This is a genomic window from Nocardiopsis sp. MT53, from assembly GCF_019598965.1.
GTDB lineage: Bacteria > Actinomycetota > Actinomycetes > Streptosporangiales > Streptosporangiaceae > Nocardiopsis > Nocardiopsis changdeensis.
The window spans coordinates 5,635,662-5,660,800 of sequence record NZ_CP080599.1 but is presented as its reverse complement, the minus strand read 5'-3'; the positions used below and the strand labels follow the sequence as shown (position 1 = coordinate 5,660,800).

The 25,139-nt window shown below is 75.1% G+C and carries 25 protein-coding genes; 10 read left to right on the top strand and 15 right to left on the bottom strand.

All coding sequences use genetic code 11. From position 1 onward, the window contains the following. Positions 1-48: 48 nt before the first annotated feature. Positions 49-537, top strand: a complete 489-nt coding sequence (locus K1J57_RS25135; RefSeq protein ID WP_220561135.1) for a macro domain-containing protein — start codon at positions 49-51, stop codon at positions 535-537. A 141-nt stretch (positions 538-678) separates the two neighbouring features. Here K1J57_RS25135 and K1J57_RS25130 read toward each other — a convergent pair whose 3' ends face one another. After that, entirely contained in the window at positions 679-3,087 is a 2,409-nt protein-coding gene (locus K1J57_RS25130) for a PEP/pyruvate-binding domain-containing protein (protein ID WP_220561133.1), read from the bottom strand. 76 nt (positions 3,088-3,163) lie between these two features. Between K1J57_RS25130 and K1J57_RS25125 the strand changes: the two genes are divergently transcribed. Then, complete coding sequence (locus tag K1J57_RS25125) at positions 3,164-3,778, top strand: TetR/AcrR family transcriptional regulator (protein WP_220561131.1); 615 nt, start codon at positions 3,164-3,166, stop codon at positions 3,776-3,778. Between the two features lie 8 nt (positions 3,779-3,786). Here K1J57_RS25125 and K1J57_RS25120 read toward each other — a convergent pair whose 3' ends face one another. Both K1J57_RS25120 and K1J57_RS25115 read right to left on the bottom strand, forming a co-directional pair. Further along, positions 3,787-4,134, bottom strand: coding sequence for a hypothetical protein (locus tag K1J57_RS25120; RefSeq protein ID WP_220561129.1), 348 nt, complete (start codon positions 4,132-4,134; stop codon positions 3,787-3,789). A gap of 126 nt (positions 4,135-4,260) precedes the next feature. Next, positions 4,261-5,019, bottom strand: coding sequence for an SDR family oxidoreductase (locus tag K1J57_RS25115; protein WP_220561127.1), 759 nt, complete (start codon positions 5,017-5,019; stop codon positions 4,261-4,263). A gap of 89 nt (positions 5,020-5,108) precedes the next feature. On the opposite strand from K1J57_RS25115, the gene K1J57_RS25110 reads away from it, so the two are divergent. Next, positions 5,109-5,582, top strand: a complete 474-nt coding sequence (locus K1J57_RS25110) for an Rrf2 family transcriptional regulator (RefSeq protein WP_220561125.1) — start codon at positions 5,109-5,111, stop codon at positions 5,580-5,582. Between the two features lie 3 nt (positions 5,583-5,585). On the opposite strand, the gene K1J57_RS25105 is transcribed toward K1J57_RS25110, so the two are convergent. Both K1J57_RS25105 and iscB read right to left on the bottom strand, forming a co-directional pair. After that, complete coding sequence (locus K1J57_RS25105) at positions 5,586-6,332, bottom strand: alpha/beta hydrolase (protein ID WP_220561122.1); 747 nt, start codon at positions 6,330-6,332, stop codon at positions 5,586-5,588. 129 nt (positions 6,333-6,461) lie between these two features. Further along, complete coding sequence (iscB, locus tag K1J57_RS25100) at positions 6,462-7,769, bottom strand: RNA-guided endonuclease IscB (RefSeq protein ID WP_220561120.1); 1,308 nt, start codon at positions 7,767-7,769, stop codon at positions 6,462-6,464. A 904-nt stretch (positions 7,770-8,673) separates the two neighbouring features. On the opposite strand from iscB, the gene chrA reads away from it, so the two are divergent. Then, positions 8,674-9,897 (top strand): chromate efflux transporter, encoded by a 1,224-nt coding sequence (gene chrA / locus K1J57_RS25095; protein ID WP_220561118.1) that lies wholly within the window; start codon positions 8,674-8,676, stop codon positions 9,895-9,897. A gap of 181 nt (positions 9,898-10,078) precedes the next feature. Here chrA and K1J57_RS25090 read toward each other — a convergent pair whose 3' ends face one another. After that, positions 10,079-11,029 (bottom strand): AraC family transcriptional regulator, encoded by a 951-nt coding sequence (locus K1J57_RS25090; RefSeq protein WP_220561116.1) that lies wholly within the window; start codon positions 11,027-11,029, stop codon positions 10,079-10,081. Positions 11,030-11,162: 133 nt separating this feature from the next. Between K1J57_RS25090 and K1J57_RS25085 the strand changes: the two genes are divergently transcribed. Then, the gene (locus tag K1J57_RS25085; protein ID WP_220561113.1) at positions 11,163-11,912 is read left to right on the top strand and encodes an SDR family NAD(P)-dependent oxidoreductase; all 750 of its coding nucleotides are present in this window, start codon (positions 11,163-11,165) and stop codon (positions 11,910-11,912) included. A gap of 104 nt (positions 11,913-12,016) precedes the next feature. Here the strand turns inward: K1J57_RS25085 and K1J57_RS25080 are convergent, their stop codons facing one another. The 6 genes from K1J57_RS25080 to K1J57_RS25055 form a co-directional block, all read right to left on the bottom strand. Beyond that, positions 12,017-12,460 (bottom strand): nitroreductase family deazaflavin-dependent oxidoreductase, encoded by a 444-nt coding sequence (locus tag K1J57_RS25080; protein WP_220561112.1) that lies wholly within the window; start codon positions 12,458-12,460, stop codon positions 12,017-12,019. An 80-nt stretch (positions 12,461-12,540) separates the two neighbouring features. Beyond that, positions 12,541-13,545: a CPBP family intramembrane glutamic endopeptidase gene (locus K1J57_RS25075; RefSeq protein WP_220561111.1), complete on the bottom strand. Its 1,005-nt coding sequence runs from the start codon at positions 13,543-13,545 to the stop codon at positions 12,541-12,543. Then, positions 13,542-14,153 (bottom strand): DUF3887 domain-containing protein, encoded by a 612-nt coding sequence (locus tag K1J57_RS25070; protein WP_255646579.1) that lies wholly within the window; start codon positions 14,151-14,153, stop codon positions 13,542-13,544. The genes K1J57_RS25075 and K1J57_RS25070 overlap by 4 nt, the downstream gene beginning before the upstream one ends. Positions 14,154-14,245: 92 nt before the next feature. Beyond that, the gene (locus K1J57_RS25065; RefSeq protein WP_220561110.1) at positions 14,246-15,847 is read right to left on the bottom strand and encodes a hypothetical protein; all 1,602 of its coding nucleotides are present in this window, start codon (positions 15,845-15,847) and stop codon (positions 14,246-14,248) included. A gap of 116 nt (positions 15,848-15,963) precedes the next feature. Then, entirely contained in the window at positions 15,964-16,761 is a 798-nt protein-coding gene (locus tag K1J57_RS25060; RefSeq protein ID WP_220561109.1) for a methyltransferase domain-containing protein, read from the bottom strand. Positions 16,762-16,858: 97 nt separating this feature from the next. Further along, a complete protein-coding gene (locus K1J57_RS25055; RefSeq protein WP_338151217.1) occupies positions 16,859-17,296 on the bottom strand; it encodes a helix-turn-helix domain-containing protein in 438 nt (145 codons plus the stop codon). Between the two features lie 159 nt (positions 17,297-17,455). On the opposite strand from K1J57_RS25055, the gene K1J57_RS25050 reads away from it, so the two are divergent. Then, the gene (locus K1J57_RS25050; RefSeq protein ID WP_220561108.1) at positions 17,456-17,938 is read left to right on the top strand and encodes a VOC family protein; all 483 of its coding nucleotides are present in this window, start codon (positions 17,456-17,458) and stop codon (positions 17,936-17,938) included. A 183-nt stretch (positions 17,939-18,121) separates the two neighbouring features. Here the strand turns inward: K1J57_RS25050 and K1J57_RS25045 are convergent, their stop codons facing one another. Both K1J57_RS25045 and K1J57_RS25040 read right to left on the bottom strand, forming a co-directional pair. After that, on the bottom strand, positions 18,122-18,877 hold the full coding sequence (locus K1J57_RS25045; RefSeq protein WP_220561107.1) for a cyclopropane-fatty-acyl-phospholipid synthase family protein: 756 nt from the start codon (positions 18,875-18,877) through the stop codon (positions 18,122-18,124). Between the two features lie 31 nt (positions 18,878-18,908). Then, a complete protein-coding gene (locus K1J57_RS25040) occupies positions 18,909-19,670 on the bottom strand; it encodes a (2Fe-2S)-binding protein (RefSeq protein WP_255646578.1) in 762 nt (253 codons plus the stop codon). Positions 19,671-19,919: 249 nt separating this feature from the next. Between K1J57_RS25040 and K1J57_RS25035 the strand changes: the two genes are divergently transcribed. The 3 genes from K1J57_RS25035 (at position 19,920) to K1J57_RS25025 (ending at position 22,939) form a co-directional block, all read left to right on the top strand. After that, entirely contained in the window at positions 19,920-21,179 is a 1,260-nt protein-coding gene (locus K1J57_RS25035; RefSeq protein ID WP_370634691.1) for a sensor histidine kinase, read from the top strand. Positions 21,180-21,301: 122 nt separating this feature from the next. Beyond that, positions 21,302-21,916 carry a DNA-binding response regulator gene (locus K1J57_RS25030; RefSeq protein WP_255647246.1) on the top strand — a complete coding sequence of 205 codons (615 nt, stop codon included), beginning with the start codon at positions 21,302-21,304 and terminating at the stop codon, positions 21,914-21,916. A gap of 48 nt (positions 21,917-21,964) precedes the next feature. Next, positions 21,965-22,939 (top strand): DUF4097 family beta strand repeat-containing protein, encoded by a 975-nt coding sequence (locus tag K1J57_RS25025; RefSeq protein WP_220561105.1) that lies wholly within the window; start codon positions 21,965-21,967, stop codon positions 22,937-22,939. A 3-nt stretch (positions 22,940-22,942) separates the two neighbouring features. On the opposite strand, the gene K1J57_RS25020 is transcribed toward K1J57_RS25025, so the two are convergent. Continuing rightward, positions 22,943-23,326: a hypothetical protein gene (locus K1J57_RS25020; protein WP_220561104.1), complete on the bottom strand. Its 384-nt coding sequence runs from the start codon at positions 23,324-23,326 to the stop codon at positions 22,943-22,945. A 633-nt stretch (positions 23,327-23,959) separates the two neighbouring features. On the opposite strand from K1J57_RS25020, the gene K1J57_RS25015 reads away from it, so the two are divergent. Further along, complete coding sequence (locus K1J57_RS25015; RefSeq protein ID WP_220561103.1) at positions 23,960-25,021, top strand: YihY/virulence factor BrkB family protein; 1,062 nt, start codon at positions 23,960-23,962, stop codon at positions 25,019-25,021. The last annotated feature ends 118 nt before the right edge of the window (positions 25,022-25,139 follow it).

The following is a 25,139-nucleotide window of genomic DNA, read 5'->3' as shown; positions in this document are numbered from 1 at the left end:
CGGTGTCGTCCCCCGTCTGTGTCCTACCCGCCCGCTAACCTGGCCGCCATGCCCGACACCCCCGCCCCGCTGCGCATCGTCCGCGGCGACGCCACCGTCCCCCAGGCCGCCGGGCCCAAGATCATCGCCCACGTGTGCAACGACCGCGGCGGCTGGGGCAAGGGGTTCGTGCTGGCCCTCTCCAAGCGCTGGCCCGAACCCGAACGCGACTACCGCGCCTGGCACCGGGAGCGGGCCCGCAACGGCTTCGGCCTGGGCGCGGTGCGCCTGGTGCGGGTCAGGGCCGACACCTGGGTGGCCAACATGGTCGGCCAGCACGGCACCAGGCGCGGCAGCGGCGGCCCGCCGGTGCGCTACGAGGCCATCGCCACCGGCCTGCGCACGGTGGCCGATCACGCCCTGGAGCTGGGCGCCACCGTGCACATGCCGCGGATCGGCTGCGGCCTGGCGGGCGGCAGGTGGGAGCGCGTCGAACCGCTGGTGCGGGAGGAGCTGTGCGCCCGCGGCGTGGCCGTCACCGTCTACGACGTCGACTAGCCCGCACCCCTTCGAGCCGCCGCCGCTTCGGCCCGCCCTACGAGCGGCCAAAGGCCCCCGACGGACGGCCTGCGGCCACGGGCTCTCCCCCGGGGGCCGCTCCCGCAGGCCTCCCGCCTCCCGCGTCCCCGGCCTCCCGGATCAGTCCACCCGGCCCTCGGGCCCGTGGACGGTGACCGTTCCGGCGGCGCCGTCCACGGTGACCGTCTGCCCGGTCCGGATGCGCTCGGTGGCCTCCGGGACGCAGATCACCGCCGGGATGCCGTACTCGCGGGCCACGGTCGGCCCGTGCGCCATCACCGCGCCGGTCTCGGTGACGAGCCCGCCCGCGGTGAGGAACAGCGGCGTCCACCCCGGGTCGGTCGTGGGCGCGACGAGGACCTCGCCCGGCTCCACCGACGCCGTCGCCGGGTCGCGCACCACACGGGCGCGGCCGGTGACCCGCCCGGGGGCCGCCCCGGTGCCGGTGAGCGCCCTGCCGTCCGCGGCCCGGGGCGGCAGCAGGGTCTCCACGTCGGTGCCGTCGTCGAGCAGGGCGACCGGGACCCGCCGGCGCCGCAGCTCCCGGGCGTGGAGCTCCCGGCGCCGGGCGACCTCGGCGCGCGGGTCCGCGCCGCCTTCCGCCACCGAGCGCAGCTCGGACGGGTCGAGGAACATGACGTCCCCGGCCCGGTCCAGGAGCCCCTGCCCGTAGAGCCGGGCACCGATCAGCAGCAGGCGCCTGCGCCGGTCGCGCAGCGCGTACAGCCCGGCGAACTTGCCCGCCTCGCGCAGCCCGCCCAGTTCGCGGGCCCGGCGCAGGAAGAAGGCGGCGACCCGGCCGCGCACCGGTCGGGCGCGGCGCGCCCGAGCGGAGAGTTCGGCGAGCATGGCCTCGGCCCGGGCGGCGGCCCGCCCGAACCTCTGGTCGGGGGCCTGCCCGGGGTCGGTGACCCGCAGGTAGCCGGCCAGGGCCGCGAAGACCGGTGCGGGGTCCTCCGACCAGCGCGGGACGCCGACGTCGACCTCGGCGGCCGAGCGGACGCCGTAGCGGTCCAGGAAGGCGTCCAGGCCGAAGTCCGGCAGTTCGCCGGCCAGGTGGGCGGCCGCGAGCTCCTGGGGCGGGGTGCCCAGCAGCCGCTCCCGGTAGGGCTCGGCCTTGCGGGCCATCCGCCAGAGCGCGAGGTCCATCTGGAGGGTGACGTTGTGCGGCATGCCGCCCAGGACGGTGCGGATCTCCTCGTCGGTGGCGATCCCCCGAAGCAGCGGGGGCAGGGCGGCGCAGACCGCCAGGCCGCTGACGACGGGCCACAGGACCGGGTCGGGGCGCTCCTGCGGGTGCTCGCCCTCCTCGACCAGGTCCAGCAGCTCCCCGAGGGTGGGCGGGTCGGCGACGGGCCGGAGCCGCAGGCGTTCGAGCTCGTCGAACACGCGGGCGCGCGCGGCCCCGGGGCGGGCCAGCGCGCCGAGGATCCCGGCGGCCGCCGGCGGCGCGGCCGCCAGTGCGACCGCGCCGCGCCTGCGCGCGGCGGGCAGCGGGGCGAAGCGGGGGTCGTCGAGCATGTGCTCGACCACGGCCTGGGCGCGCGGCCCGAAGTCGACCGCCATCAGCCCCACCAGGCGCCGCCGGGTCGCGGGGTCGCGCATCGCGTCGGTCAGGTCGCCGTAGAGCCGCCCGCCGATGTCGACGATCTCGACGGCCAGGCCGAAGGAGGCGAGCATGCCCGCCAGCACCGACTTCAGGGTCGCCATGCCCATGGGGGTGGCCGGGCGGAGCATGCCCTGGACGTGCCCGAACTCGACGTACAGCCGCGGGCCCGGCGCCGCGCCCCGCGGGGGCGGCGGGAACAGGGTGGTGATCGGCCGCGACTGCAGCAGCCACAGGGCGCCTTCGCGGTCGTAGGCCCACTCGAGGTCCTGTTCGGCGCCGAGGGCGCCGCGGAGGCGCTCGCCGGCCCGGCGCAGCTCGTCCAGGCGGTCCGGGGTGAGGCAGCCGTGCCCGGTCGGCGCGGAGCCGTCCAGGACGTAGCGGTCGGCGGCCGCGGTCCCCTCGACCACGGCGGTGCCCGGGCCGGGGGCGGCCTCGACGACGGCCCGGCCGCGTGTGCCGGTGAGCGGGTCGGCGGTGAACAGCACGCCCGCCGCCTCGGCGTCGACCATCCGCTGGACGACCACGGCCATGTGCGCGTCCCCGTGGGCGATCCCGGCGGCCTCGCGGTAGGCCCCGGCGCGGTCGCTGTGGAGCGAGTCCCAGCAGGCGCGCACGGCCGCGAGCAGGTCCTGCGCGCCCTCCACCGCCAGGAACGTGTCGTGCTGTCCGGCGAAGCCGGCCTCGGGCAGGTCCTCGGCGGTGGCGCTGGAGCGCACGGCGACCGGCCCGCCGCCGAGCCGCGCGTAGGCCGCGAGCACCTCTCGGCGGGGCACCTCGCCGCGCCGGTACGCCCGGGTCGTGACGCAGAAGCCGTCCGGGACCCGTTCGCCCAGGCGGATCAGCGCGGCCAGGCCCGCTGCCTTGCCGCCCACCAGGTCACGCCGGCCCGGGTCGACCTCCGACAGTTCGAGCACGTCCATTCCGGCACCCCCCTTTTTTTCAATACGACTGCAATGTACATGCGTGGCAATACAGTCGCAATGTAAGGTGGGCCGCATGCCCCGAAAGATCGACGACCGCGAGCGCCGGGAGCGCCGCGAGCTGCTCGCCGACGCGCTGATGCGCCTGGCCGCCGCGCAGGGCCTGGAGAAGGTGAGCCTGCGGCACGTGGCGGCCGAGGCGGGCGTCTCGACCGGGATGGTGCAGCACTACTTCCGCACCAAGGACGAGATGATGGCGTTCGCCGTCACGATGGTCATGGACCGGATCCGCGAGCGGTCATCGGCGCGGGAGGCGCCCCAGGAGCCGCGCGCGCTCGTCCGCGCCCTGCTGCTGGAGATCCTGCCGCTGGACGAGACGCGCCGCCTGGAGGGCCACGTCTCCCTCGCCTTCCTCGCCTACGCCGCGACGAAGCCGTCGATGGTCTCGGGGCTGGGGGAGGAGGCCGCGCAGATGCGCGCCTTCCTGGCCGGGCAGTTGCGGGCGGGCGGGGCGCGGGGGGTGGACCCCGAACGCGCGGCGGCCGGACTGCTGGCGCTCGTCGACGGCCTGGGGCTGCAGGTGCTGGCCCGCCAGTGCGGGGCGCGGGAGGCGGTCGCCGCGCTGGACGCCCACCTGGACCTGGTCTTCGCCCCGGCGCCCGCGCCGGCGGGCGGCGCCCCGCCGGGGTGAGGCCGGGCCTACCCGTCCTGTGGGGGGTTGCCGCGGGCCCGCATCTGCCGCAGGGCCTCGTTGGCGGCGTTGACCTCCGGGTAGAACTGCCGGTGCACCTTGTAGGCGCCGCCGTACTCGATCCGGTGGTAGAAGCCGGCCGGGTCGCCGAAGTGGAAGTCGCGGGGCAGGCGCTGCGCGCCCTCGCGGTCCACCACCAGGATCGCGCGGTCGGTGACCACGAACGTCGCCGCCGGGACGGTGAAGATGCCCGATCCGGTCAGCGCGATGAACCCCGTCTGGACCCGCTCGCCGGGCTCCAGGTGCGGCGCGGCCCGCTCCGCGACCATGGCGGCCCGCCGTTCCCTGTACCCCATGCGCCTTCCCCTCCCGGGCGAGATGTCCCCGTAGTGTAGGGCGCTCCCGCCCCGGGGCCCAGCCCCCGGGACGGACGCGGGGCCGGGTGCGGCGCCGGCCCCCGCGCCCGTTCGCGGCGGTCCCGGTCAGGGTGCGGAGGGGGCCGTCTGGGAGTCCAGCCACTCCTCGAAGGTCGTCGGCGCGATGCGCGCCCCCTCCCCGGGCAGCAGCACCTCGCCCGCCATGGACGTCCCGAAGACCCCCGACCAGGTCGGCACCAGGCGCACCCGCCGCCCCCGGGCGTCCAGGGTGCGCCGGGCCATGTCCACCAGGTCCTGCGTCTGGGGCCCGGCGATGTCGGGGTGGCGGCCCACCGGCCCGCCCACCGCGACCTCGGCGAGGATCTCGGCGACGTCGGCGGGGGCGATCGGCTGCACCAGCAGCGGGGCGATGGCGGCCGCGCCGTCCTGCTCGGTCCACCCGGCCACCATGGCGGCGAAGTCGTGGAACTGGGTGGCGGGCACGATGGTCCAGGGCACGGGCCCGCTCTCCACCAGGCGCTCCTGCTCGCGCTTGCCCGCGTAGTGGGGGTTGCCCTCCACCCGGTGGATGCCCACGATCGAGAGCAGGACGTGGTGGCCCACCCCGGCGCGCTCCTCGGCGGCGAGCAGGGCGCGGGTCAGGTGCGCGAAGCGCTCCACCGAGCCCTCGCGGTCGGCGGCCGCGATGTTGGTGGCGTCGACGACGGCCTCCACCCCGCGCAGGGCCTGGTCGAGCCCCTCCCCGGTGGCCAGGTCCACGCCGAGGGAGCGGCTGATCCCGACGACCTCGTGGCCCTGCCGGCGCAGCGCGGCGCAGGTGAGGGAGCCGATGTTGCCGGTGGCCCCGGCGACGGCGACACGCATGGCGGTTCCTTCTTTCGCTCGGTGGTGGTCCCGAAGCCGAACATATCGTGGACCAAACAGATCCACAATGTCTTCGATAGGCTGGCGGTATGAAGCTTCCCGCGAGCACCGAATGGGTCCTGCACTGCGCCACCACCCTGGCCCAGCTCGAACCGGGGGACACCGCCTCCACGGCCCAGCTGTCCCTGTACTTCGACCTGCCCGCGCCCTACCTGGCCAAGCAGCTCAAGGCCCTGGTCAGGTCCGGTGTGCTGAGCGCGACGCCGGGCCCCCGGGGCGGGTTCCGGCTGGCCCGTCCCGCCCGGGAGATCGACCTGCTCCAGATCGTGGAGTCGGTCGACGGCGCCTCCTCGCCCTACCTGTGCGCGGAGATCCGGCAGCGGGGGGCGGGGGCGCTGCCGCCCGAGGAGTGCCGGGACACCTGCGTGCTGGCGCGCAGGATGGCCGAGGCGCACCAGGCGTGGCGCCGGAGCCTGGCCGGGAGCAGCCTGGCCGACATCCTCGCCACGCTGCCCCCGGGGGCCCCGGCCCGCACCCGCGCCCGCCTGGCGGCGGTGCGCTGACCCCTACCGTTCTCCGCCCAGGTGCCGGGCCAGGAAGCGGGCCGCGTCCTCCCCGGCCCAGGCCGGGACGCCGGTGTGCCCGCCCATGTTGGCGTTGAGCGCCTTCTCCGGGGAGCCGAAGGCGTCGAACAGGTCCAGGGCCGACTGCCGGTCGTTGCCCTCGTCGTCCCACTGCAACAGCAGGTGCAGCGGGATGGTGACCCGGCGGGCCTCGTCGAACACCGAGCGGGGCACGAAGCTGCCGGCGAACAGGACGGCGGCGGCGATGCGCGGCTCGACCGCCGCGAGCCGGACGCCGAGGGAGACGATCCCGCCCGAGTAGCCGACGGGGCCGCCGATCCCGGGCAGGGCCAGGAGGGCGTCCAGGGCGGCCCGACACTCCGGGGCCGCCGCCTCCACCACCGGCAGGACCAGCCGGTCCACGAGGTCCTCGCCGGGCCGCTCGCCGGCCGCCAGTGCGCGGCGCAGGTCGGCGCGGGCCTGCTCGGCCGTGTCCGACCGGGGCCGGTCGCCGCTCCAGGGGAGTTCGACGGCGGCCGCGGCGAAGCCGTCCGCGGCGCACCGCCGGGCCCTGGCCGCCAGGCGGGGGTACATCCCGCGCAGGCCGCCGGGGTGGCCGAGCAGGACCAGCGGGGCCGGCGAGGAGGCGGTCGCGGACTCGGGCGTCCACAGGATGCCGGGGACGTCGCCGAGGGTGAAGGCGCGCTCGAGGAGACCGCCGTCGAGGCGCTGTTCGGAGGTGAAGTGCATGGTCGTGTTCCTTCGGGAGTGCTCGTGGACGGCGCTCCCGGGCGACCTATCGCCCGACCGTGACCCCGCAGGGGAGCACCCATGTCGATACAGCTTTGACTTGATTGTCGGGTGTGGAGGACTCGGTCTTCAGGCCGGGGAGGGAACGCCCTTTTCCTTTCTGGTGGTGTAGGCGTAGCCGTCCGCTCGCTGGAGCAGGCGGACGTGTCGGTGGTTGATGCCGGGACGGCGGCCCTGGGCGGTGGTGATGTCGAAGTTGCCCCCGGCGCGGACCAGGACCCGGCCGGTGTGGGTACCCCGTCGCTTCCCGGCCGGGACGACGGCGCGTACCAGGTCGCCGGTGGTGAATCCGAAGTGCCGCTTGACCCGGCCCCGCCGCAGCCGGGGGAAGCCATAACGGTCAGGCGTAGTCCTGGCATACGTGCCACGCCCGGTGCACCCCGCGATCAGCACCGTGCCCACGATCTGGGTGACGGTGTCGGTCTTGCCGACGCACAGCGCGTCCAGGGTGTGGGACTTGGGCAGTCGGTTGCGGGCGCGGTTCCACTTCGTGCGCCCGCCCGAGCCCACACGGGTGGGCAGGCGCCGGTCGAGTGCGCGCCAGAGCGCCCATCGGGTGGACTGCGCCGCGGCGGCGTCCCTGAGCGGCGCCTTGGCCCGGGCTTTGACCCTGGCCAGGACGCGGGGGTCGGCGACGAACTCCTCGATAGGTCGGTCGGCCTTGGCCCGGTTGCACGGGACACACGCCAGGACCAGGTTGGCGACCCGGTCGGAGCCGCCGCGGGAGCGGGGGCGGACGTGGTCGATGTTCAACGGCACCCCGGTGGCGTCGCAGTAGACGCAGGCGCGGTCGAACTCGGCCAGCAGGTATTCGCGGACCTCGTACCCGTGCAGGGTGCCCTGCTGGTATTCGATCCCTTCCAGGGGCCTCCCCGCGGACAGGGCGTGGGTGTCGAACGCGACCCGCTCCACGTGCACCGCCGTGACGGGCGCCCACCGGGCGAACCGGTCCACCCACGACAGGGTGGTCTCCACCCGGTGGCGCAGACTCGGAGCGAGCCACCCCCGGGGCCGGGTGCGGTTGGAAAAGCGCGGGGCGCGGTGGCGCAGGTTCGCGGTGCGGCGCCGCCGCCGGTACCCGGACCTCTGGCCCATCTTCTTGCGGATGGCCGCACCCCGGTGGTCGATCTGGAGGGCGTACCGGCCCCGCCGCTCACCCCCCTGGGAGGTGAACACGGCGATGCCGGTGTGCTTCGATCCGGGGTCGATACCGATCTCGACGCCGTCGATCTCGGAGTCGGCGGCGGTGCGGTCCTTGAGCCGGATCGTGAACGGGGTGTGCCGGGCGACCACCGCCCGGCCCCGGGACAGAAGCCTGCGGGCCCTGGCCGGTGGGCAGGGCTGCAGGGGCGTGCCGTGCCTGTCGAGGACGAACACGCACGGGTGGGTGGTTCTGGTGGTGTTGCCATGGGCCTCACGGCCCCGCTCCCCGGCCCCGAGGGGCTCGGGGGTGACGCCACCGGCACCAGGTGAGATGCCGGTGGTCTCCCCTCGACCATGTTCCGCACCGGGTACCGCCGTCGAGCGGCGGTGTCCGCGTCCCGTTTCGTTCCCGATCCGGGGAGTGTCTGCTGACGCGGATTCCAGAGCAGGCCGCTGAGGAAGCACGGCCTGGTGGGTCTTCTGTCCTGTGCGGAACGTAGCCATCGAGGTCACCTCCTATGCGGTGATGGCCGGGTCTGGTAAAGGCGGCCCCCAACCACATGGGCTGAAAGCCCGGGATGCTTGGCCCGGGATCCCTTTACGGGTACCACCTCCTCGTTGGGCGGTCCGATTCGGCCCATCGCCCCCTTGGGGCGTTTGCGGGGGATAGGAGCGAGGATTTTCCTCCAGTTTTGGGTGTGCGCAATCGAGGGACTGGAATTCACGCCTAGCCGCCTTCCTGGTTCAGCAGGATGGGGGTCGGTCGGAAGTCGTCAGGGTGTTGGTGGTACCGGGAGGATCCGATTTTTTCCGTGACATGGGGGACATGGATCGTGTTCTCGTGTGCAGTCTAGGGCCGGCCGGACGGCCGCGAAGCCCGAATTCGCTTCTTTATCGTTCGCCTTTTCGATTCACCGTGTATTTCGACGGCTTATGTCCTGATATGAAATGCCCCGCAGGTGAACCGCCCGCAGGCCGCTCCCCGGGGGCGACCCTGCCGGACACCCCGCACGGCGGCACGCTGACGCCCTCCGATAGCGTTCGGCCGTATCGGAGCACGCCGGGACGGCGTGCGCCCTCCCGGGAGGAACAGCACCGTGCGCCCATCCCCGCCCCCGCCCGCCCGGGCGGTGCCCGCGTGAGCGAGACGGACCCGACCGCCGCCACTGCCCCCGCGGACCGCGGGACGGCCGGCGAGGTCTTCGGCGCGTTCCTGCTGCTGGGCCTGACCTCCTTCGGCGGACCGGTGGCGCACCTGGGCTACTTCCGCGAGGCGTTCGTCGTGCGCCGCCGGTGGCTCTCCGAGGCCGCCTACGCCGACCTGGTGGCCCTATGCCAGTTCCTGCCCGGCCCCGCCTCCAGCCAGGTCGGCATGGCCCTGGGACTGCGCCGCGCCGGCTACGCCGGGATGGCCGCCGCCTGGACGGCCTTCACCCTGCCCTCGGCCGTGCTCATGGCGGGCTTCGCCCTGGGGGTGCAGGCCATCGGCGCCGAACCCGGGGCCGGGTGGCTGCTGGGCCTCAAGGCCGCGGCGGTGGCCGTGGTCGCCCACGCCGTCCTGGGCATGGCCGCGACCCTGGCCGCGGGGCGCCGCCCGGCCACGATCGCGGTCGCCGCACTGGTCCTGGCCCTGCTGGTGCCCTCGGCCCTGGGCCAGGTGGCGGCCATCGCCCTGGGCGCCCTGGCCGGCCTGCTCTGGCTCTCCTCCGGGGCGTCGGCCGACCGCGACACGACCGGGGCCGGCGTGCCGGTGCGGCGCCGCACGGCCCTGGCCTGCCTGGCGGTGTTCGCCGTCCTGCTCGCGGGCCTGCCCGCGGCGGCCGCGCTGACCGGCAACGCGGCCCTGGGCACCGCCGACGGCTTCTACCGCGCCGGGTCGCTGGTCTTCGGCGGCGGCCACGTGGTCCTGCCGCTGCTGGAGGCCGAGACGGTGGGCTCCGGAGCGGTGGACCACACCTCGTTCCTGGCCGGCTACGGGGCGGCGCAGGCCGTGCCGGGACCGCTGTTCACCTTCGCCGCCTACCTGGGGGCGCTCATGCCCGTGGCGGGCAGCCCGCTGCTGGGCGCCGCGCTGGCCCTGGTAGCGGTCTTCCTGCCCTCGGCGCTGCTGGTGGTGGGCGCCCTGCCGTTCTGGGAGCGGCTGCGCGGCGACGCCCGCGCCCGGCGGGCCCTGGCCGGCGCGGGAGCGGCGGTGGTGGGCATCCTGGCCGCGGCGCTGTACGACCCGGTCTTCCTCCAGGGCGTGGTCTCGCCCGCGACGATGGCGCTGGCCGCGGCCGCGTTCGTGGCGCTGGCGGTGTGGCGGGCCCCGGCCTGGGCGGTCGTCGCGGCGTCCGGCGCGATCGGCTTCCTGCTCCTGTGACCCGGCCGGGCGGCGGACCCGCCGCGGCCCGTCACCACGAGGAAGGCGCGGCCCCGGAGCGGCCTTCGGCCGCCCGGGGACTCGTGGTCCCAGCGTGACGCCGTGCGCCTTCCCCGACTCCTCGGCCGCGCCTCCCGCGGGCGGGCGAGGGGCGAGGTCACCGGCCCGCCTCCGTGCGGGCTCAGGCCGGCCGAGCCTTCACGCCGGCGGCCGAGCGCGCCCGGGACCGGAACCGGGCCGGTGACACGCCCACCACCCGGCGGAACGCGGTGCTGAACGCGCTCTCGGACCGGTAACCGGTCGCCGAGGCCAGCTCGGGGATCGACAGCGTCCCGTGTCGCAGAGCGTCGCGCGCCAGGCTCATCCGCCACTGGATCAGGTACTCCAGCGGCGGCACCCCCACCCGCTCCTTGAAGGTCCGGGCGAAGGCCGAACGCGACATGTGCCCGGCCTCGGCGAGTTCTCTGAGCGTCCAGGAGTGCGCCATGTCCGCGTGCATGGCGCGCAGCGCCGCACCGATCCCGTCGTCGTTGAGCGCGCAGAGCCAGCCGACGGGGCGGCCGGTGCGGCTCGCGTGGGCGCGGAGCATGTGCACGAGCATGATCTGCCCCAGGTGGTTGAGGACCAGGGGGCCGCCCGCCGCGTCGGCCTCCAGCTCGACGACCAGCAGCTCGCAGACGAGCGCCAGGTGCCGGGCGCGCGGGTCGGTGGAGGGCACGACCACCAGCCGCGGCAGGATGTCGGTCAGCACCGACGCGTTCGCGTCCTCGAACGTGAACCGCCCGTCGCACACGTAGGTGTCGTCCTCGGCCTCCGGGCCGATGCGGACCACCCCGCCCGCGGCGTTCCCTCCCACCCGGACCGCCGAGCGCGGGTCCGCGGTGGGCGTGCCGGAGAGCACGTACGGGTCGGGGTTGCCCAGCAGGTAGTAGTCGCCCCGCTCCAGCCGCACGGGTTCGTGCCCCTGGAGGAGCAGCCAGCACCCGCCGCGCGCGACGAAGCCGGTCCTCATGTGCGCGGCCCCGTCGAAGCGCGCCGCCCACTCCCCGGTGGCCTGCACGCTGGGCCCGATCGACGTGCTGGGCCGGAGCAGGCCGATCGCGTCGGCGACGGGGTCTCTGAAACCGAGCAACACGCGGCCCTCCTGGACGATCTGTAAAGAATCAGGGATCTTACATTATGGATCTTGCCTGTCAGGCGCAGCATGATCGTTGGCGGAGCGGAGATCGGCCGAGATCCGCGCGGACAGTGACAGGGGAGTTCCCATGGGACAGCTCGACGGCAGGACATCGCTGGTCACCGGTGGCAACGGCGGCATCGGCCTGGCCACCGCCCAACGGCTGGCGGACGAGGGTTCGCACGTTTTCATCACCGGTCGGCGCAAGGCGGAGCTGGACGCCGCGGTCGAGGCGGTCGGAGCGGACCGGGCCACGGGCGTCGTCGGCGACGTCTCGGATCCGGAGGACCTGGACCGGCTCTACGCGGCGGTCCGGGCCCGGGGCAGGGGGTTGGACGTGCTCGTCGCCAACGCGGCGATCGGTGAGTTCGCGACGCTGGAGCAGACCACCCAGGAGCACTTCGACACGACCTTCGCGGTCAACGCCCGGGGCGTGGTGTTCACCGTGCAGAAGGCGCTCCCGCTGCTCAACGACGGGGCCTCGGTCGTCCTCATCGGCTCCACGGCCGCCGACCGCGGCATGGAGGCGTTCGGCGCCTACGCCGCGTCCAAGGCCGCCGTCCGGTCGTTCGCGCGGACCTGGTCCGTCGAGCTCAAGGGGCGCGGCATCCGGGTGAACGTGGTCTCGCCGGGCATGATCGAGACCCCCGGCGCCACCGCCCTCCTCGGTGAGGAGGGCGCGCGGGCCGCCCGGACCGGTGCCGCCGAGACCGTGGTCAAGGGCCGTACGGGCGAGCCCGAGGAGGTCGCCGCGGCCGTCGCCTTCCTGGCCTCGGAGCAGAGCGGCTATGTCGTGGGGGCGAACATCTACGTCGACGGCGGCGTGAACCAGGTCTGAGGACCGGGTCCGGGAAGCCGCCGCGCGTCGCGGGGGGTTCCGGGGCGGGCGCCGGTCGCGGGGACCGGCGCCCGCGGGGGCCGCGCGGTGCGCGGCCCCCGGTGTCAGTCGTGCTGAGCGGGGTCCAGCAGAAAGACCGGGATGCGCCGGTCGGTCTTGGTCTGGTAGTCCGCGTACGGGGGGAACGCCTCCACCGCGCGCTCCCACCACAGCTCCCGTTCGGCGCCGGTGAGCTCGCGCGCCACCATGTCGTTGCGCTCGGGCCCGTCCTGGAGCTCCACCCGGGGGTCGGCCTTGAGGTTGAAGTACCAGACGGGGTGCTCGGGCGCGCCGCCGAGCGAGGCGACGACGGCGTAGCGGCCCTCGTGCTCGACCCTCATCAGCGGCGTCTTGCGCAGCTTCCCGGTCTTGGCGCCGATGGAGGTCAGCAGCACGACGGGAAGGCCGTTCATGGTGGTCCCCTCGGTGCCGCCGGAGGACTCGTAGAGTTCCGCCTGCTCGCGGGCGCGGGCGGAGGTACTGGGTTCGTATTCACCGTGCAAAGGCATGCGCCCAGTCAAACAGCAACGGCGGCCCCGGGGGACCACCGGCTCGCGGGCGGGTCGGTCCCGCCCGCGAGCCGGTACGGCTACCCGCCGGCGGCGCGTTCCGGACCCGCGTCCTCCAGGGGAGCGTCCCGCCCCGACGGCGCGGGGGGCGGTGGCGGCGCGGGGGCGAACCGGCCGGTGGCGACGAGGACCGCGACGAACGCGAGCGGCACGATCCACCCGCTCCAGCCCAGGACCGTCGCCTGCGTGGTGTCGATGTGCTCTCCCGCCGCGGCGAAGAGGAGGTAGGTCCCGCCCGCGCCGTTGAAGGCCGCGTGGGCGAGGGCCGCGGGCCACACCGACCCCGACCGGAGCCGCAGCCAGCCGAAGACCGCGCCGACCACGGTGCACATTCCGGTCATCATGACCACGGCCAGCCAGCCCGGCGCGTCCGGGTAGTTGTACCCCAGGAGGACGAGCGGGGCGTGCCAGACCCCCCAGATCACGCCCGAGACCAGCAGGGCCGGCAGGGTGCCCAGCGGCATCAGTTTCGGGAGCAGCCACCCGCGCCACCCGAGCTCCTCGCCCAGCGCAGGGAGGAGGTTGATGAACGCCGCCATCGGGAGCGCGGCGACCTGGACGGCGACGAGCACGCCGACCGGTACCGGGATCCCGTCCGCTCCCAGGGCGCCCGCCTGCTCGTCGAGGACCTCCCGGAAGGCCGAGAAGCCCGTGAAGTCGGCCGGGTAGACCCCCAGCAGCGCGCCGACCGGGAGCGCCGCCAGGACGAGCGCGATGGGCACGAGGATCCCCGCCGCCGCGTAGCCCAGCACCCTGCGGGCCGGCCGCAGCGGCCACAGCCCCAGCGTTCGCGCCTTGTGCGGCGGCCGTTCCACGAAGAACACGACGACGAGGGCGGCGATCGCGGGGGTCCCCATCACGGCGACGGCCACGGGGGCGAACCAGGGGTCGGCGATCCCCTCGCCCAGCCAGAGCGGGAGCGCGAAAAGCCAGGCGAGCGCGAACGCGAGGCCCGTGAAGACGGCGACGGAGCGCAGGTCGTGGCGGCTCGTGCGGCGCCCGCCCGGGGGCGCGGCGGCGGTCACGGCCGCCGGCTCTCGTCGAGGATGTGCAGACCGGCGATGGTCCGGTCGTCGCGGAACGCGATGCGCGCCGTGTAGTCGCCGGCCTCCAGCGAGAGCGGCGTGTTGGTGACCGTCACGTCGGCGGCACGGGCCACCTCCGGCTCCCCGTGCCCCTCGAAGGCCCCCGACATGCCGACGATCTGCGCCCAGGCGGCGGCGAGCGCGTCCTCGGACAGGCCGTCGCGCATGGCCGGGTCGAACCGGTCGGTGATCCGCGACCACCGGCCCGCCGCGAGGTCCTCGATCACCGAGGCCGCCAGTTCGGCGGCACCGGGGAGGGGGGTGGTGTCCATGGGTTCTCCCGTTCTGGGGTCGACCGGTCTGCCGTAGCGCTGGAACGCCGCCTGCCGGGTCACGCCGAGCGCGTCGCCGATGACCTGCCACGTGACGCCGTTGCGCCGCGCCTGCTGCACGACGGCGCGCACGACCCCGTCGGCGTCCGCCTGCATGCGCAGGGCGAGTGCGATCGAGCCGGCCCAGTCCTCGTCCGCGGTCCGGAAACGCGAGGCGAGGAACTCCTCGGTGTGCGTTTTCAGCGACCGCAGCGCATCCGTCAAATCTTCTTGCACTTGTAAAGCATAGGTTTACAAGCGGGCCGAGCGCAAGCAGGGGGTGCGGCCCGGGGCCCGCGGGCCCCGGCCCCGGAAGCCCCGGGCGGCGCTCAGTCCATGAGGCGGTCGAACATCCCGCGCACGTCCGCCGCGGAGTAGTCCGAGTCGTACTCCCCGGGCACGATGTCGAGGAAGTAGGACTCGTACTCCAGCTCCTCGGGGCAGGGGTCGCCGATCTCCTCGGTGTACTCCTCCACCGGCTCGCCGCTGCGCAGCTCGTAGGCCTGGAGGGTGAACGCGCTGGCGTAGAAGTCCACGTCCGTCGACCCCGAGAACGGGAGCAGCAGCTGGTCCTCGCCCGGCTCGTAGGCGCACGTCCGCTGGAAGGAGCCCCGTTCGGGGCCCTGCACGCAGACCACCAGGACCGTCTCCTCGACGGTGCCGGCCCGCCAGGAGTCCGGGAAGCCGTACTCCTCGGGGTCCAGCCCCGACACGCGCATCGCGTGCGGGCCCTCCCCCTCGTAGGCGGGCGCGGCCGGGAACGCGGCCGGGTGCGCGCAGTACTCCTCGGTCGCGATCAGGCTCTCGGCCGAGCGCGCCGCCAGGGGGTGCTCGGGATGGGCCGCCAGGAACTCCTGGTGGGCCCCCGCCCCCTCCTCGGGCCGGACCGAGGCCAGGGCCTCCGCGCAGTCGAACATCCGGACCGGGGCCTGTTCGGCCTGGGGTTCCATCACACGGGCCAGCGCGGGGTCCTCCCAGTCCTGGGCGAGCAGCCAGCCGTCGATCTCCCGGGCCCGGCACGGGGCCATGCCGTCGAGGGAGGACAGGAACGACTCCGCGACGGCGCCCACCCGCCCGCTCTGGCCGGGGGCGTCCTCCAGGGTCCGCGCCAGCTGCGTGAAGGCGTCCTCCACGGCGGCCACCGCGGGGCCGTGGCCGCCCAGCGCCTCGCCGGCGGCCTCCTGCTCCCGGGCCCGCGCCACGACCGTGCCGAGCAGGAGTTCGGCGCGTTCGGGGCCGGCGCCGTCCCAGAGCGCGCCCGGTCCGGACAGGTACCGCTCCAGCTTCTCGGCCGCGGACGACGGGTCGGGGTCGGACAGGGCGGCGGCGAGCAGCTCACAGGCCTGGCGCTGCTGGACGCCGCGGTCGGCGGCCGGGCCGTGGGCGATCCCGTGCGCCGGGAGGAGCCAGCGCAGGGAGGCCAGGGCGCGGTCGCAGTCGCCCGCGGTGTGCGCGGCCCCGGCGTCCCGGGTGATCGCCCAGGCGTCCAGCCGCAGCCACGCGAGGGCGACCAGGAGCACGCAGGAGCCCGTGAGCACCCGGGTGCGCCACCGCGGCGGGGCCGCCCCGCCCGGGGCCGGGGCCGGGGTCCCGCCGGGGCGCCGGGTGAGCCACCAGGCGTGCACGACCGTGCCCGCCCACACCAGCCCCAGGAGCACTCTCCAGGCCGTGACGTGCGGGAACAGGGCGATGAGCGCGACCAGGGCGAGCGCCGCGCCCGCGGCGGCCAGGGCCCGGCGCGGGCGGCGCACCAGCAGGTAGCCCAGCCCGAGCAGGGTGGCGTTGCCCAGGACGACCGAGAACGCGTCGGGGCCCCCGGGCGGTTCCGGGCCTTCTGCGGCTCCGGCCTCGGGGCGGACTCCGGGATCGGCGGAGGTGTCGGGATCGGCGGGGGTCTCGGGGGAGGGGAGGGGGTGTTCGGGTTCCGTCATGGAGGGCTCCGGCCGTGACGAGGGGGTGACCGTGTGTTCTCCACCCAATCAGACCGCGGGCCGCCCCGGGAGCCCCCGCCGGTGCGCACCGGCGGGGGCCTTGTCCGTCCGCCGTCTCAGACCCGGCACAGGACGGTGCCGCGGGGGATGACGAAGACCGCGTCGGGGTCCCGGCTCCAGGCCGCCCACCCCGCCGAGATGCGTTCCAGGTCGGCGGGGGAGGCCAGCCCCTCCGCGACCGCCTGCCGGGCCAGGTCCGACTCCAGGATGCGGCGCGACCACATGCCGCCCCACCAGGAGCGCCGCTCGGGGGAGGAGTGGTCCCACACCTCGGCGGCGTAGGTGACGTCCTCGAACCCGGCGGCGCGGGCCCAGGCGAGCAGGCGCCGCCCCGCGTCGGGCTCCCCGCCGTTGGCGCGGGCCGCGCGCTGGTACAGGTCCATCCACTCGTCCAGCTCCGGCGGCCGCGGGTACCAGTACATCCCCGAGTAGTCGCTGTCGCAGGCCGCCACCACCCCGCCCGGCGCGGTCACCCGGCGCATCTCGGACAGGGCCCGCACCGGGTCGGCCACGTGCTGGAGCACCTGGTGGGCGTGCACCACGTCGAAGGAGGCGTCGGGCAGGTCCAGGTCGTGGACGTCGCCGACCCGGAAGTCGATGTTCCCGGCGCCCTCCTTCTCCGCCGTGGCGCGGGCCAGCTCCACCGCCTCGGCGGAGGAGTCCACGGCCACCACCCTGCCCGGCGCGACGCGCGCGGCCAGGTCGACGGTGATGGTGCCCGGACCGCACCCGATGTCCAGCAGGGAGCGCCCCGGGGTCATCTCGGCGAGCGCGTACCCGGCCGAGTTGGCGGCGTTGCGCCAGCGGTAGGAGTCGGTGACCGAGGGGTGCTGGCCGTGGGTGTAGCGCGTCATCGTCGCCCTTTCCGTCGGGGGACCGCCGTGTTCGCGGTACCCCGACCCTACACCCGACGTCTCTAAAGGTGAGATTTCAATATCAACATGTGAGACATCAATTCTGTGCGACCCGGTCCACCAGGTCCAACAGGGCCGCGGTCCCCGCCGCGTCCCCCAGGATCACCAGCCGCAGGCTGCGCGCGCCCGGGTCGTGCACCGCCTGGACGTGCACCGGCGGGCGCCCCTGCCCGGGGGTGGCGGCCGCCGCCGTGAGCAGCGTCGTCACCCGGTCGGCCCGGTCCCGGTCCACCCCCTCCAGGCGCACCACCGCCGACACCTCCGCCGAGGCCGGCCCCTGCGGCTCCGGCGCCTCCACCGGGCCCCCGCCGAACGCCTCCAGGTCCTCGCGCCGGATCCGGTACTGCTTGCCGATGCGCGTCGCCGCCAGCCTCCCGTCGCGGATGTAGCCGCGCACGGTCTTCACGTGCAGCCCCAACAGCTCCGCCACCTGGTCCACCGAGTAGTACCGCTGCTCCACGAAACGTCCCTCCACTGCCGGATATCCCCTGATCCTAGGGCTCTACGGGGGAGGATGAGGGAGCTTGGAGGACCGCGGAGAACGCCGGAGAAAACCGTCCGGACCGCGATGAGTTCCGGCCCGGCGCCGGGTCTGTACCTGTGACGGAGCAGCACGCACCGAAGGGACACCACCATGACCGAGCTCGAGATCACCCCGTGCCTGTGGTTCGACGGCCGGGCCGAGGAGGCCGCGGAATTCTACGTCGGCGTGTTCGACGACGCCCGCATCCTCAAGGTCGTCCACAACGGCCCCGGCATGCCCGGCACCCAGGGGTCGGTCCTGACCGTCGACTTCGAGATCCAGGGCCAGCGGATCACCGCCCTCAACGGCGGCCCGGAGTTCACCTTCAGCGAGGCGTTCTCCCTCCAGGTGCCGTGCGCCGACCAGGCCGAGTCCGACCGCTACTGGTACGCCCTCCTGGAGGGCGGCGGCCAGGAGAGCCAGTGCGGGTGGCTCAAGGACCGCTTCGGGTTCTCCTGGCAGGTGTTCCCCCGCGAGCTGGACGACCTGGTCACCGACCCCGACCCCGGCCGGGCCGAGCGGGCCGTCAAGGCCATGCTCACGATGCAGCGCATCGACATCGAGGAGGTGCGCCGGGCCGCCGACGCCGCCTGACCGGCCCCGGCGGCCCGGGCCCGTCCTTCGGACGCCCCCGGGCCGCCGTGCGCCGCGGAAGCGGTCCCCGGGGCGGGCCCGCGGCCGCGGGCCCTCGCGGACGGCGCCGGACGGGCCGCAGCACGGCGAAGGCGCGCAGGGGCACCGTGCGGCCGGGGCGGGCCCCGGCCGCACGGACCCGCCTCACACCCGCACGAGCGTCAGGTACGCCATCCCCATCACCTCGCGCCAGCCGTCGACGCGGGCCACCCGCTGCCGGTCGGACAGGGCGCGGACCTCCTCGGCGTCGGGGGAGCCGGGGTTCTCCAGCAGCCACTCCTCCCACGCCTTGGCGTGCCGGTTCTCGAAGTCGTCCCACTCCTCCAGGGACGCCTGCGACAGCGCCCGCAGCCGGAACCCGTAGGACAGCGCCATGTCCACCAGCCCGCGCATCGTCCGGTACTGCTCGCGCGGGGTGTCGTACATGGCCGCCAGCTCGGCGTCGGTGGGCTCGCGCACCCAGAAGCACTCGCCGAACAGCAGCCGCCCGCCCGGCCGCAGCAGGCCCGACAGCGCCTCCAGGGCGTTGGCGGTATGGGTCACCGGCTCGCCGCCCCAGGCGTGGGTGGCCCCGATGTTGAACACGACGTCGGCCCCGCCGCCCGACCACTTCCCGGCGTCGCCCACCACCAGCTCCACCCGGTCGGCCAGCCCGCGCGCGGCGGCGTTGGCGCGGCCGTGGGCGACGGCCCCCTCGCCGATGTCGATGCCGAACCCGGTCGCGGTCGGCGCGCCCTCCAGCGTGCGCAGCAGCAGCTCGGCCCACCCGCAGCCCACGTCCACGACGTGTCGGCCGTCGAGCGGCCCCAGGGTGTCGATGAGCCGGGCGGCGTGGGCGTCCGACAGCGGCCCGTTGAAGTCGCAGTCCCGGTGCAGGGGAGGAATCTCAGGAGTGGTCATCCGGGCAGGGTGGCACGCCCCCCGCCCGGTGTCACCCCGATTTCCCCGGCGCGGCGAGCGCGCAGTCGCCGCAGTACCCCGCCCCGGGCACCCGGTAGTACAGGCAGCAGGTGGTGCGCCGGAACACCGCCGCCCCGCCGGCGTCGCGCCCGGTGTAGGAGCCGGTCCCGGCCAGCGCCGGGGACGCCGCCAGCAGCCGCACCACCTCCTCGGCCCCCTCCCGCACCGCGGGCCGGGCCAGGCCCAGCGAACGCGCCGCCCCCGCCAGGGCCGAGGCGGTGTTGCCGCGCAGCAGTCCCGGCGCCACCCGGCCCGTGCCGCGGGGCACCGCGTCCAGGGCGGCCGCCACCGGCTCCAGCACCCCGGCCAGGACGGTCGCGGCGATGTGGCCGGCCACCGCCGCGGGGTCCTCGCGCGCGATCGGCTCCGCCCACCGCTGGGAGGTGCGCAGCACCATGGGCCCCTCCGCCCCCGGGTCCCGGTGGAAGTCCTCCGCCCGCAGCGCCGCGCCGTGGCACAGCGCCGCGGCCAGCACCGGCGACAGCGTCCGGGTGGCCAGCCCCTGCTGGAACAGCGAGGCGCCCACCCGCCACTCCACCTCCCGCGCCGGGACCCCGGCGGACCCCGCCAAGCTCCCGCGCACCCGCTCCACCTCCGCCGCCACCGCCCCCGGGCCGGGGTCGCCCAGCGCCCGCCAGCGGGGCCCGGGAGGCGCCGCGTCCAGGACGAACAGCATGTTGATCCGGCCCACACCGGCCAGGACCGGCCCCACCTCGACCCGCCCGTCGCCCACCCTCGCCCCTCTCCCGCAGACCCCCGCACGCCCCGGGTAGTGCCACCACCACCCCGTGTCCACGTGCTGATGACATCGTGTCCCGGCCGCCCCGAACCTAGATTGGGACACGTGACCGGTCACAGTCCATCCATCACACGCCCCGGCGGCCACGGAGGCCCGCCCGAGGCCCCCGCCGGGCTCGCGCGCGCCATCGCGGCGGCCCACAGGGCGCCCTGGCGCACGCGCGCGGTCGAGATCGCCCACCTGATGACCTCGTTCTCACTGTCGCTGTTCTACCTGATCCCCGCGCTCCTGCTGGTCGTCTCCGCCTCCTGGGTGGGGTTCATGATCGCCCCCGGGGGAGAGGACCCCTGGCGGGAGGGCTTCGACGGCCTCCTCACCGGCGCGCTGACCATGCTGGTCCTGCTGCCCGCCGCCGCGACCCTGCTCTCCCGGCTGGCCTGCCGGGTGCAGCGGCACCGGCTGGGCACGGTCTTCGGGATCGTGGAGACCGCCCCGCCCGACCCGCTGGCCCCCGACGGCCGCTGGTCGCGGCTGTGGCGGTTCGTGTTCGGGCGCGAGGCCTGGTCCATGGTCGTGTACACCACCGCCGCCGGCCTGCACGGGCTGCTGTTCGGCGGGATCGTGGTGGCCCTGGTGGTGTGCGGACTGGCCGTGGCCGTCGGCGCCCTGGTCGGCACCGTGTTCATCCTCGTCCAGGGCCAGCCCTCCGACCTGGTCGGCCCGCTGGTCCAGGTGGTCCTGGCCCCGCTGGCCGTCCTCATCGGCGTGCGCCTGGCCCCGTACGCGGTGTCCACCGAGGTGGCGCTGCACCGGGCCCTGCTGTTCGACGCCCCCGAGGTGCGCATGCGCCGCCGCCTGTCCCACGTCCAGGACAGCCGCCTGCGCATGGTCGACGCCGCCGAGGCCGAACGGCGCCGCATCGAACGCGACCTGCACGACGGCGCCCAGCAGCGCCTGCTCGCCCTGACCCTGACCCTCACCCGGGCCCGCGCCCGCGTGGGCACCGACCCCGGCGCCGCCCTGGAGCTGATCACCGAGGCCCAGCGCGAGTCCCGCGAGGTCATGGAGGACCTGCGCGAGGTCGCCCGCGGCCTGCACCCCCGCGTGCTCACCGACCGCGGCCTGCCCGCCGCCCTGCCCGTGGCCGCCGGACGCTCGCCCGTCCCGGCCAAGGTCGAGGTGGACCTGCCCGAACGCCCCTCCGCGCGCGCCGAGGGCGTCGCCTACTACGTGGTGTGCGAGGCGCTCACCAACGTCGCCAAGCACTCCGGCGCCTCCCGCGTCACCGTGTCCGCCCACCGCGTGGAGCGCCCCGCCCGCCAGGGCGGGGACCTGCTGCGGGTCGCCGTCACCGACGACGGCGCCGGCGGCGCCGAACCCGACTCCGGCAGCGGCCTGTACGGCCTGTGGGACCGGGTGGACGCCGTCGACGGCGTCCTGACCGTGCACAGCCCGGCCGGTGAGGGCACCGTCCTGACCGCCGACATCCCTTGGGAGGCATGAGAACCGTGTTCCACGGCCACGACGCGCGAACGGTCCCCTACGGGGCCGCGCAGGACACCGGGGCCCCGGACGGGGGGCCGCGGGTCATCATCGCGGAGGACTCGGTGCTGCTGCGCAGCGGCATGGTCCGGCTCCTGGAGGACGCCGGGGTGGAGGTGCTGGCCCAGGTCGGCGACGCCGACACGCTGATGGCCGCCATCGCCGACCACCCGGACGTGGACCTTTGCCTGGTGGACATCCGCATGCCGCCCACCTTCTCCGAGGAGGGCATCAAGGCGGGCATCCGCATCCGCGAGGAGCACCCCGACGTGGCGGTGCTGCTGCTGTCCCAGCACGTGGTGAGCCGCTACGCCGCCGAACTGTTCGGCGGGCGCGACATGTCCAGGGTCGGCTACCTGCTCAAGGACCGGGTCGCCGACATCGACGAGTTCCTGACCGTGCTGCGCCGTGTGGCCGGCGGCGGCGCGGCGATCGACCCCGAGGTGGTGTCGCAACTGCTCAGCGGGCACCGGGGCAGCGCCCTGGACCGGCTCACGCCCAGGGAGACCGAGGTGCTGGAGGTGATGGCTCAGGGCCTCAACAACGCGGGCATCGCGGCCCGGCTGACCGTCACCGAGCGCGCGGTGGAGAAGCACATCCGGTCGATCTTCACCAAGCTCGACCTGGGCCAGGACGACCACGACCACCGCAGGGTGCAGGCGGTCCTGCACTACCTGCGCGACCACGACCGGAACTGACCGGCACCGGGACCCAAGGGGGCGAGAGCCCGAACGGAGAGGAAGACAGTGAGTTTCAAGGCACGGGGCCTGTACGCCTCGTCGAGCAAGGAGCCCGGCACGGGGTTCCGCATCGGGCCGTGGCTGGTGCTGGGCGGCGTCCTGGTGGTGGCCCTCATCGCGATCACCGCGGTCTCGGTCCTGGGCAACGTGGGCGTGGACCGGGGGGACCGGCGGGACTCCTTCGCCGCCCCCGAGCGCGTGGTCGTCGAGAACGGCACCGGGGGCCGGGTGGCCTTCTCCGCCGCCGGGAACGACGAGGTCCAGGTGGAGCGGGAGCTGCGCGGCACCCCCCTCACCGAGCCCGACGAGGACATCGAGGCCGAGGGCGGGGACCTGCGCATCGAGGCCGAGTGCTCGGGTGTGTGGTTCCTGGGCGGCTGCTCGATCGACTACGACATCGCGGTGCCCGCCGGGGTGGCCGTGCTGGTGGAGACCATCGGCGGCGAGGTCACCGCCACCGGCATCGAGGGCGGGGTGGAGGTGTCCACCGTCAGCGGGGCCGTGGAGCTCGCCGACATCACCGGCGACGTGGAGGTCGAGACCACCAGCGGCCGGATCGAGGCCGAGGGGGTCACCGGGTCCGCGGACCTGGAGTCCACCAGCGGGGCCGTCAGCGCCTCCGGCGAGGGCGAGCGGCTGCGCGCCGTCAGCACCTCGGGCGACGTGGACGTGACCGGGTTCGCCGCGCAGTCGGTGGAGGCCGAGTCCACCAGCGGCGGGGTGGCCGTGGGCGGCGGGTTCGACACCGCCGAGATCTCCTCGGTCTCCGGGAGGGTGGAGGTCGACACCGACGCCCCGTTCCGGACCCTGGTGGTGGAGACGACCAGCGGCTCCGTCGACGTCCGGGTCCCCTCCGGCGACTACGACGTGACCGGCGAGTCCGTCTCGGGCGGGCGCGACATCGAGGTGGGCACCTCCTCCGACGGCCCCCGCGTCCAGGTGGACACCGTCAGCGGCGGCGTCCGGGTCCACGGGGGCTGACGCTCAGCCGCGGGTGAAGCGCAGCGCCGCCCAGTCCGAGTCGATCGGCACCTGGGCGGCGGGGCGCCACCCGTCGTCGACCAGGACGTCCCAGCCCCGGTCCGAGCGCAGGTCGGTGATGATGGTGCCGCCGGGCTGGGGGTAGCACACCCACACCGCCGCGGCCGGGGACAGGGTCTTCAGGACCGGGTGGACCTCGCGGTCCACCGTCGCGCGGTCCAGCGCGAACAGGTGCACGGAGTCGTACTCGGCCCCCTCGATGGGGCCCAGGTCGATGTGGGTGTCGGGCGGCGGCTCCAGCAGCCGCAGGTACCGCTCGGGGGCGTTGAGGACGAGCAGCCGGTCCCCGGCGCGGACCCCGAGCCTGTGGGCGAGCGTCTCCGACATGTCCCCCTCCGATTCCTGCGGACGGACCCCTTCGCGTCCTAGGGGACACGGTAAGGGCCCGGCGGCCGGAAACCGAGGATCTGCCCCCCGTCGACCCGGAGATGACCGGGTTTTTAGGATGCCCCGGCCCGGGGCCGTGGGGCTCGGATCCGCCGGGAGAAGGGCGATCCCGCTCCCGGGGGGACGGCCCGGGGCGTATCCGCCCCCTCTCCGATCCATGTTCCCCACGGGGCCCCTGCGTGCGATGTGTAGCCGGGAGGCGGCACGGGTAGGCGCGGCTCCAACCGAGGGGACGACCGGCTTCGAGGAGGCCTGGTGACGCACTCGGACGAGGGGACGGGCGGGGCCGGCACACCGCCGACCAGGCGGCCGACCAGGCTGTGCGCCGGCCCCGGGGCGGCCCCGTCGCCGCCGGGCTGACGGCCTTCGGCGCCGGCTCGCCGGCCGCCTCGGTCCTCTCCGGGAGCCGTACCGGGCAGCGGGCCGCCCAGCGCCCGGGCGGGCACGTCCGGCACGGGGCCGGGGCGGCCGCCGAGGAGACGCGCGGTTCCTGCCCCGGCCGCCCGGCCGCCGCCTCTCCCGGCCGGTGTGCGAGGGCCCGGCGGCCGGGGCCGAACGAGGAAGGAGCGGAAGATGGCGGGACACGATTCCGAGGAAGCGCGTGCGCGGGGCTCCGCCCGTGAGGGGGCCGACGCGCCGACCGACATGCCCGCCTCCTCGTGGTGGGCCTCCCTGCGCCGGACCGTGACCGAGTTCCGCGCCGACGCCCTGACCGACCTCGCCGCCGGTCTCACCTACTACACGATCCTGGCCGTCTTCCCGGCGCTGTTCGTGCTGGTGTCCCTGGTGGGCCTGGCCGGACCCGAGGCCACGCGGACCCTGACCGAGAACATCACGGGGACCGTGCCGGCCGACGCCGGCCGACTCCTGACCACGGCGATCGAGAACCTGCAGGCCAACCGGGCGGCGGCCGGGATCTTCGGTCTGGTCAGCCTGGCCGTGGCCCTGTGGTCGGCCTCCGGCTACATCGCGGCCTTCATGCGCGCCTCCAACATCGTCTACGACGTCCCCGAGGGACGGCCGATCTGGAAGACGCTGCCGATCCGTGTCGGCGTCACCCTGCTGATGGTCGTGCTGCTGACCCTGACCGTGGTCGGCATCACCCTCACGGGGGGCGTGGCGGAGCGGCTCGGGAACCTGCTGGGGCTCGGGCCGACCGCGGTGACGGTCTGGAACATCGCCAAGTGGCCCGTGCTGCTGTTCATGGTGGTGTTCATGATCGCGCTCCTGTACTGGGCCTCGCCCAACGCCAGGCGCGGGTTCCGGTGGGTCAGCCCCGGGAGCGTGCTGGCGATCGTGCTGTGGATCCCGGCCTCGGCGGCCTTCGCCTTCTATGTGGCCGAGTTCGCCTCCTACGGCAGGACCTACGGCAGCCTGGCGACGGTGGTGGTCTTCCTGGTGTGGCTGTGGATCAGCAACATCGCGATCCTGCTCGGCGAGGAGTTCAACGCCGAGATCGAGCGCGGACGGGCCGTCTCCGGGGGGCTCCCCGAGGACGTGGAGCCCTACGTCGAGATGCGCGACGATCCCGCCGACGGGCGCGGGCGCCGTCGGCGGGACCACGGGCACGAGGGGGGTGTCCCGCGCCAGGGGAGGTCCCGGGAGGACCGCCACCGGGAGCAGCACAGCTCCTGAGGTCCCCGGCCCCGGCGCGCGGGGCGGCCCGCGCGCCGGGGCCCCTCCGTGCCTGGGCCCGCGGCAACGGCCGGGGCGGGCCCGGGGACCCGCCCCCCGTCGATCCGGAGACGACCGG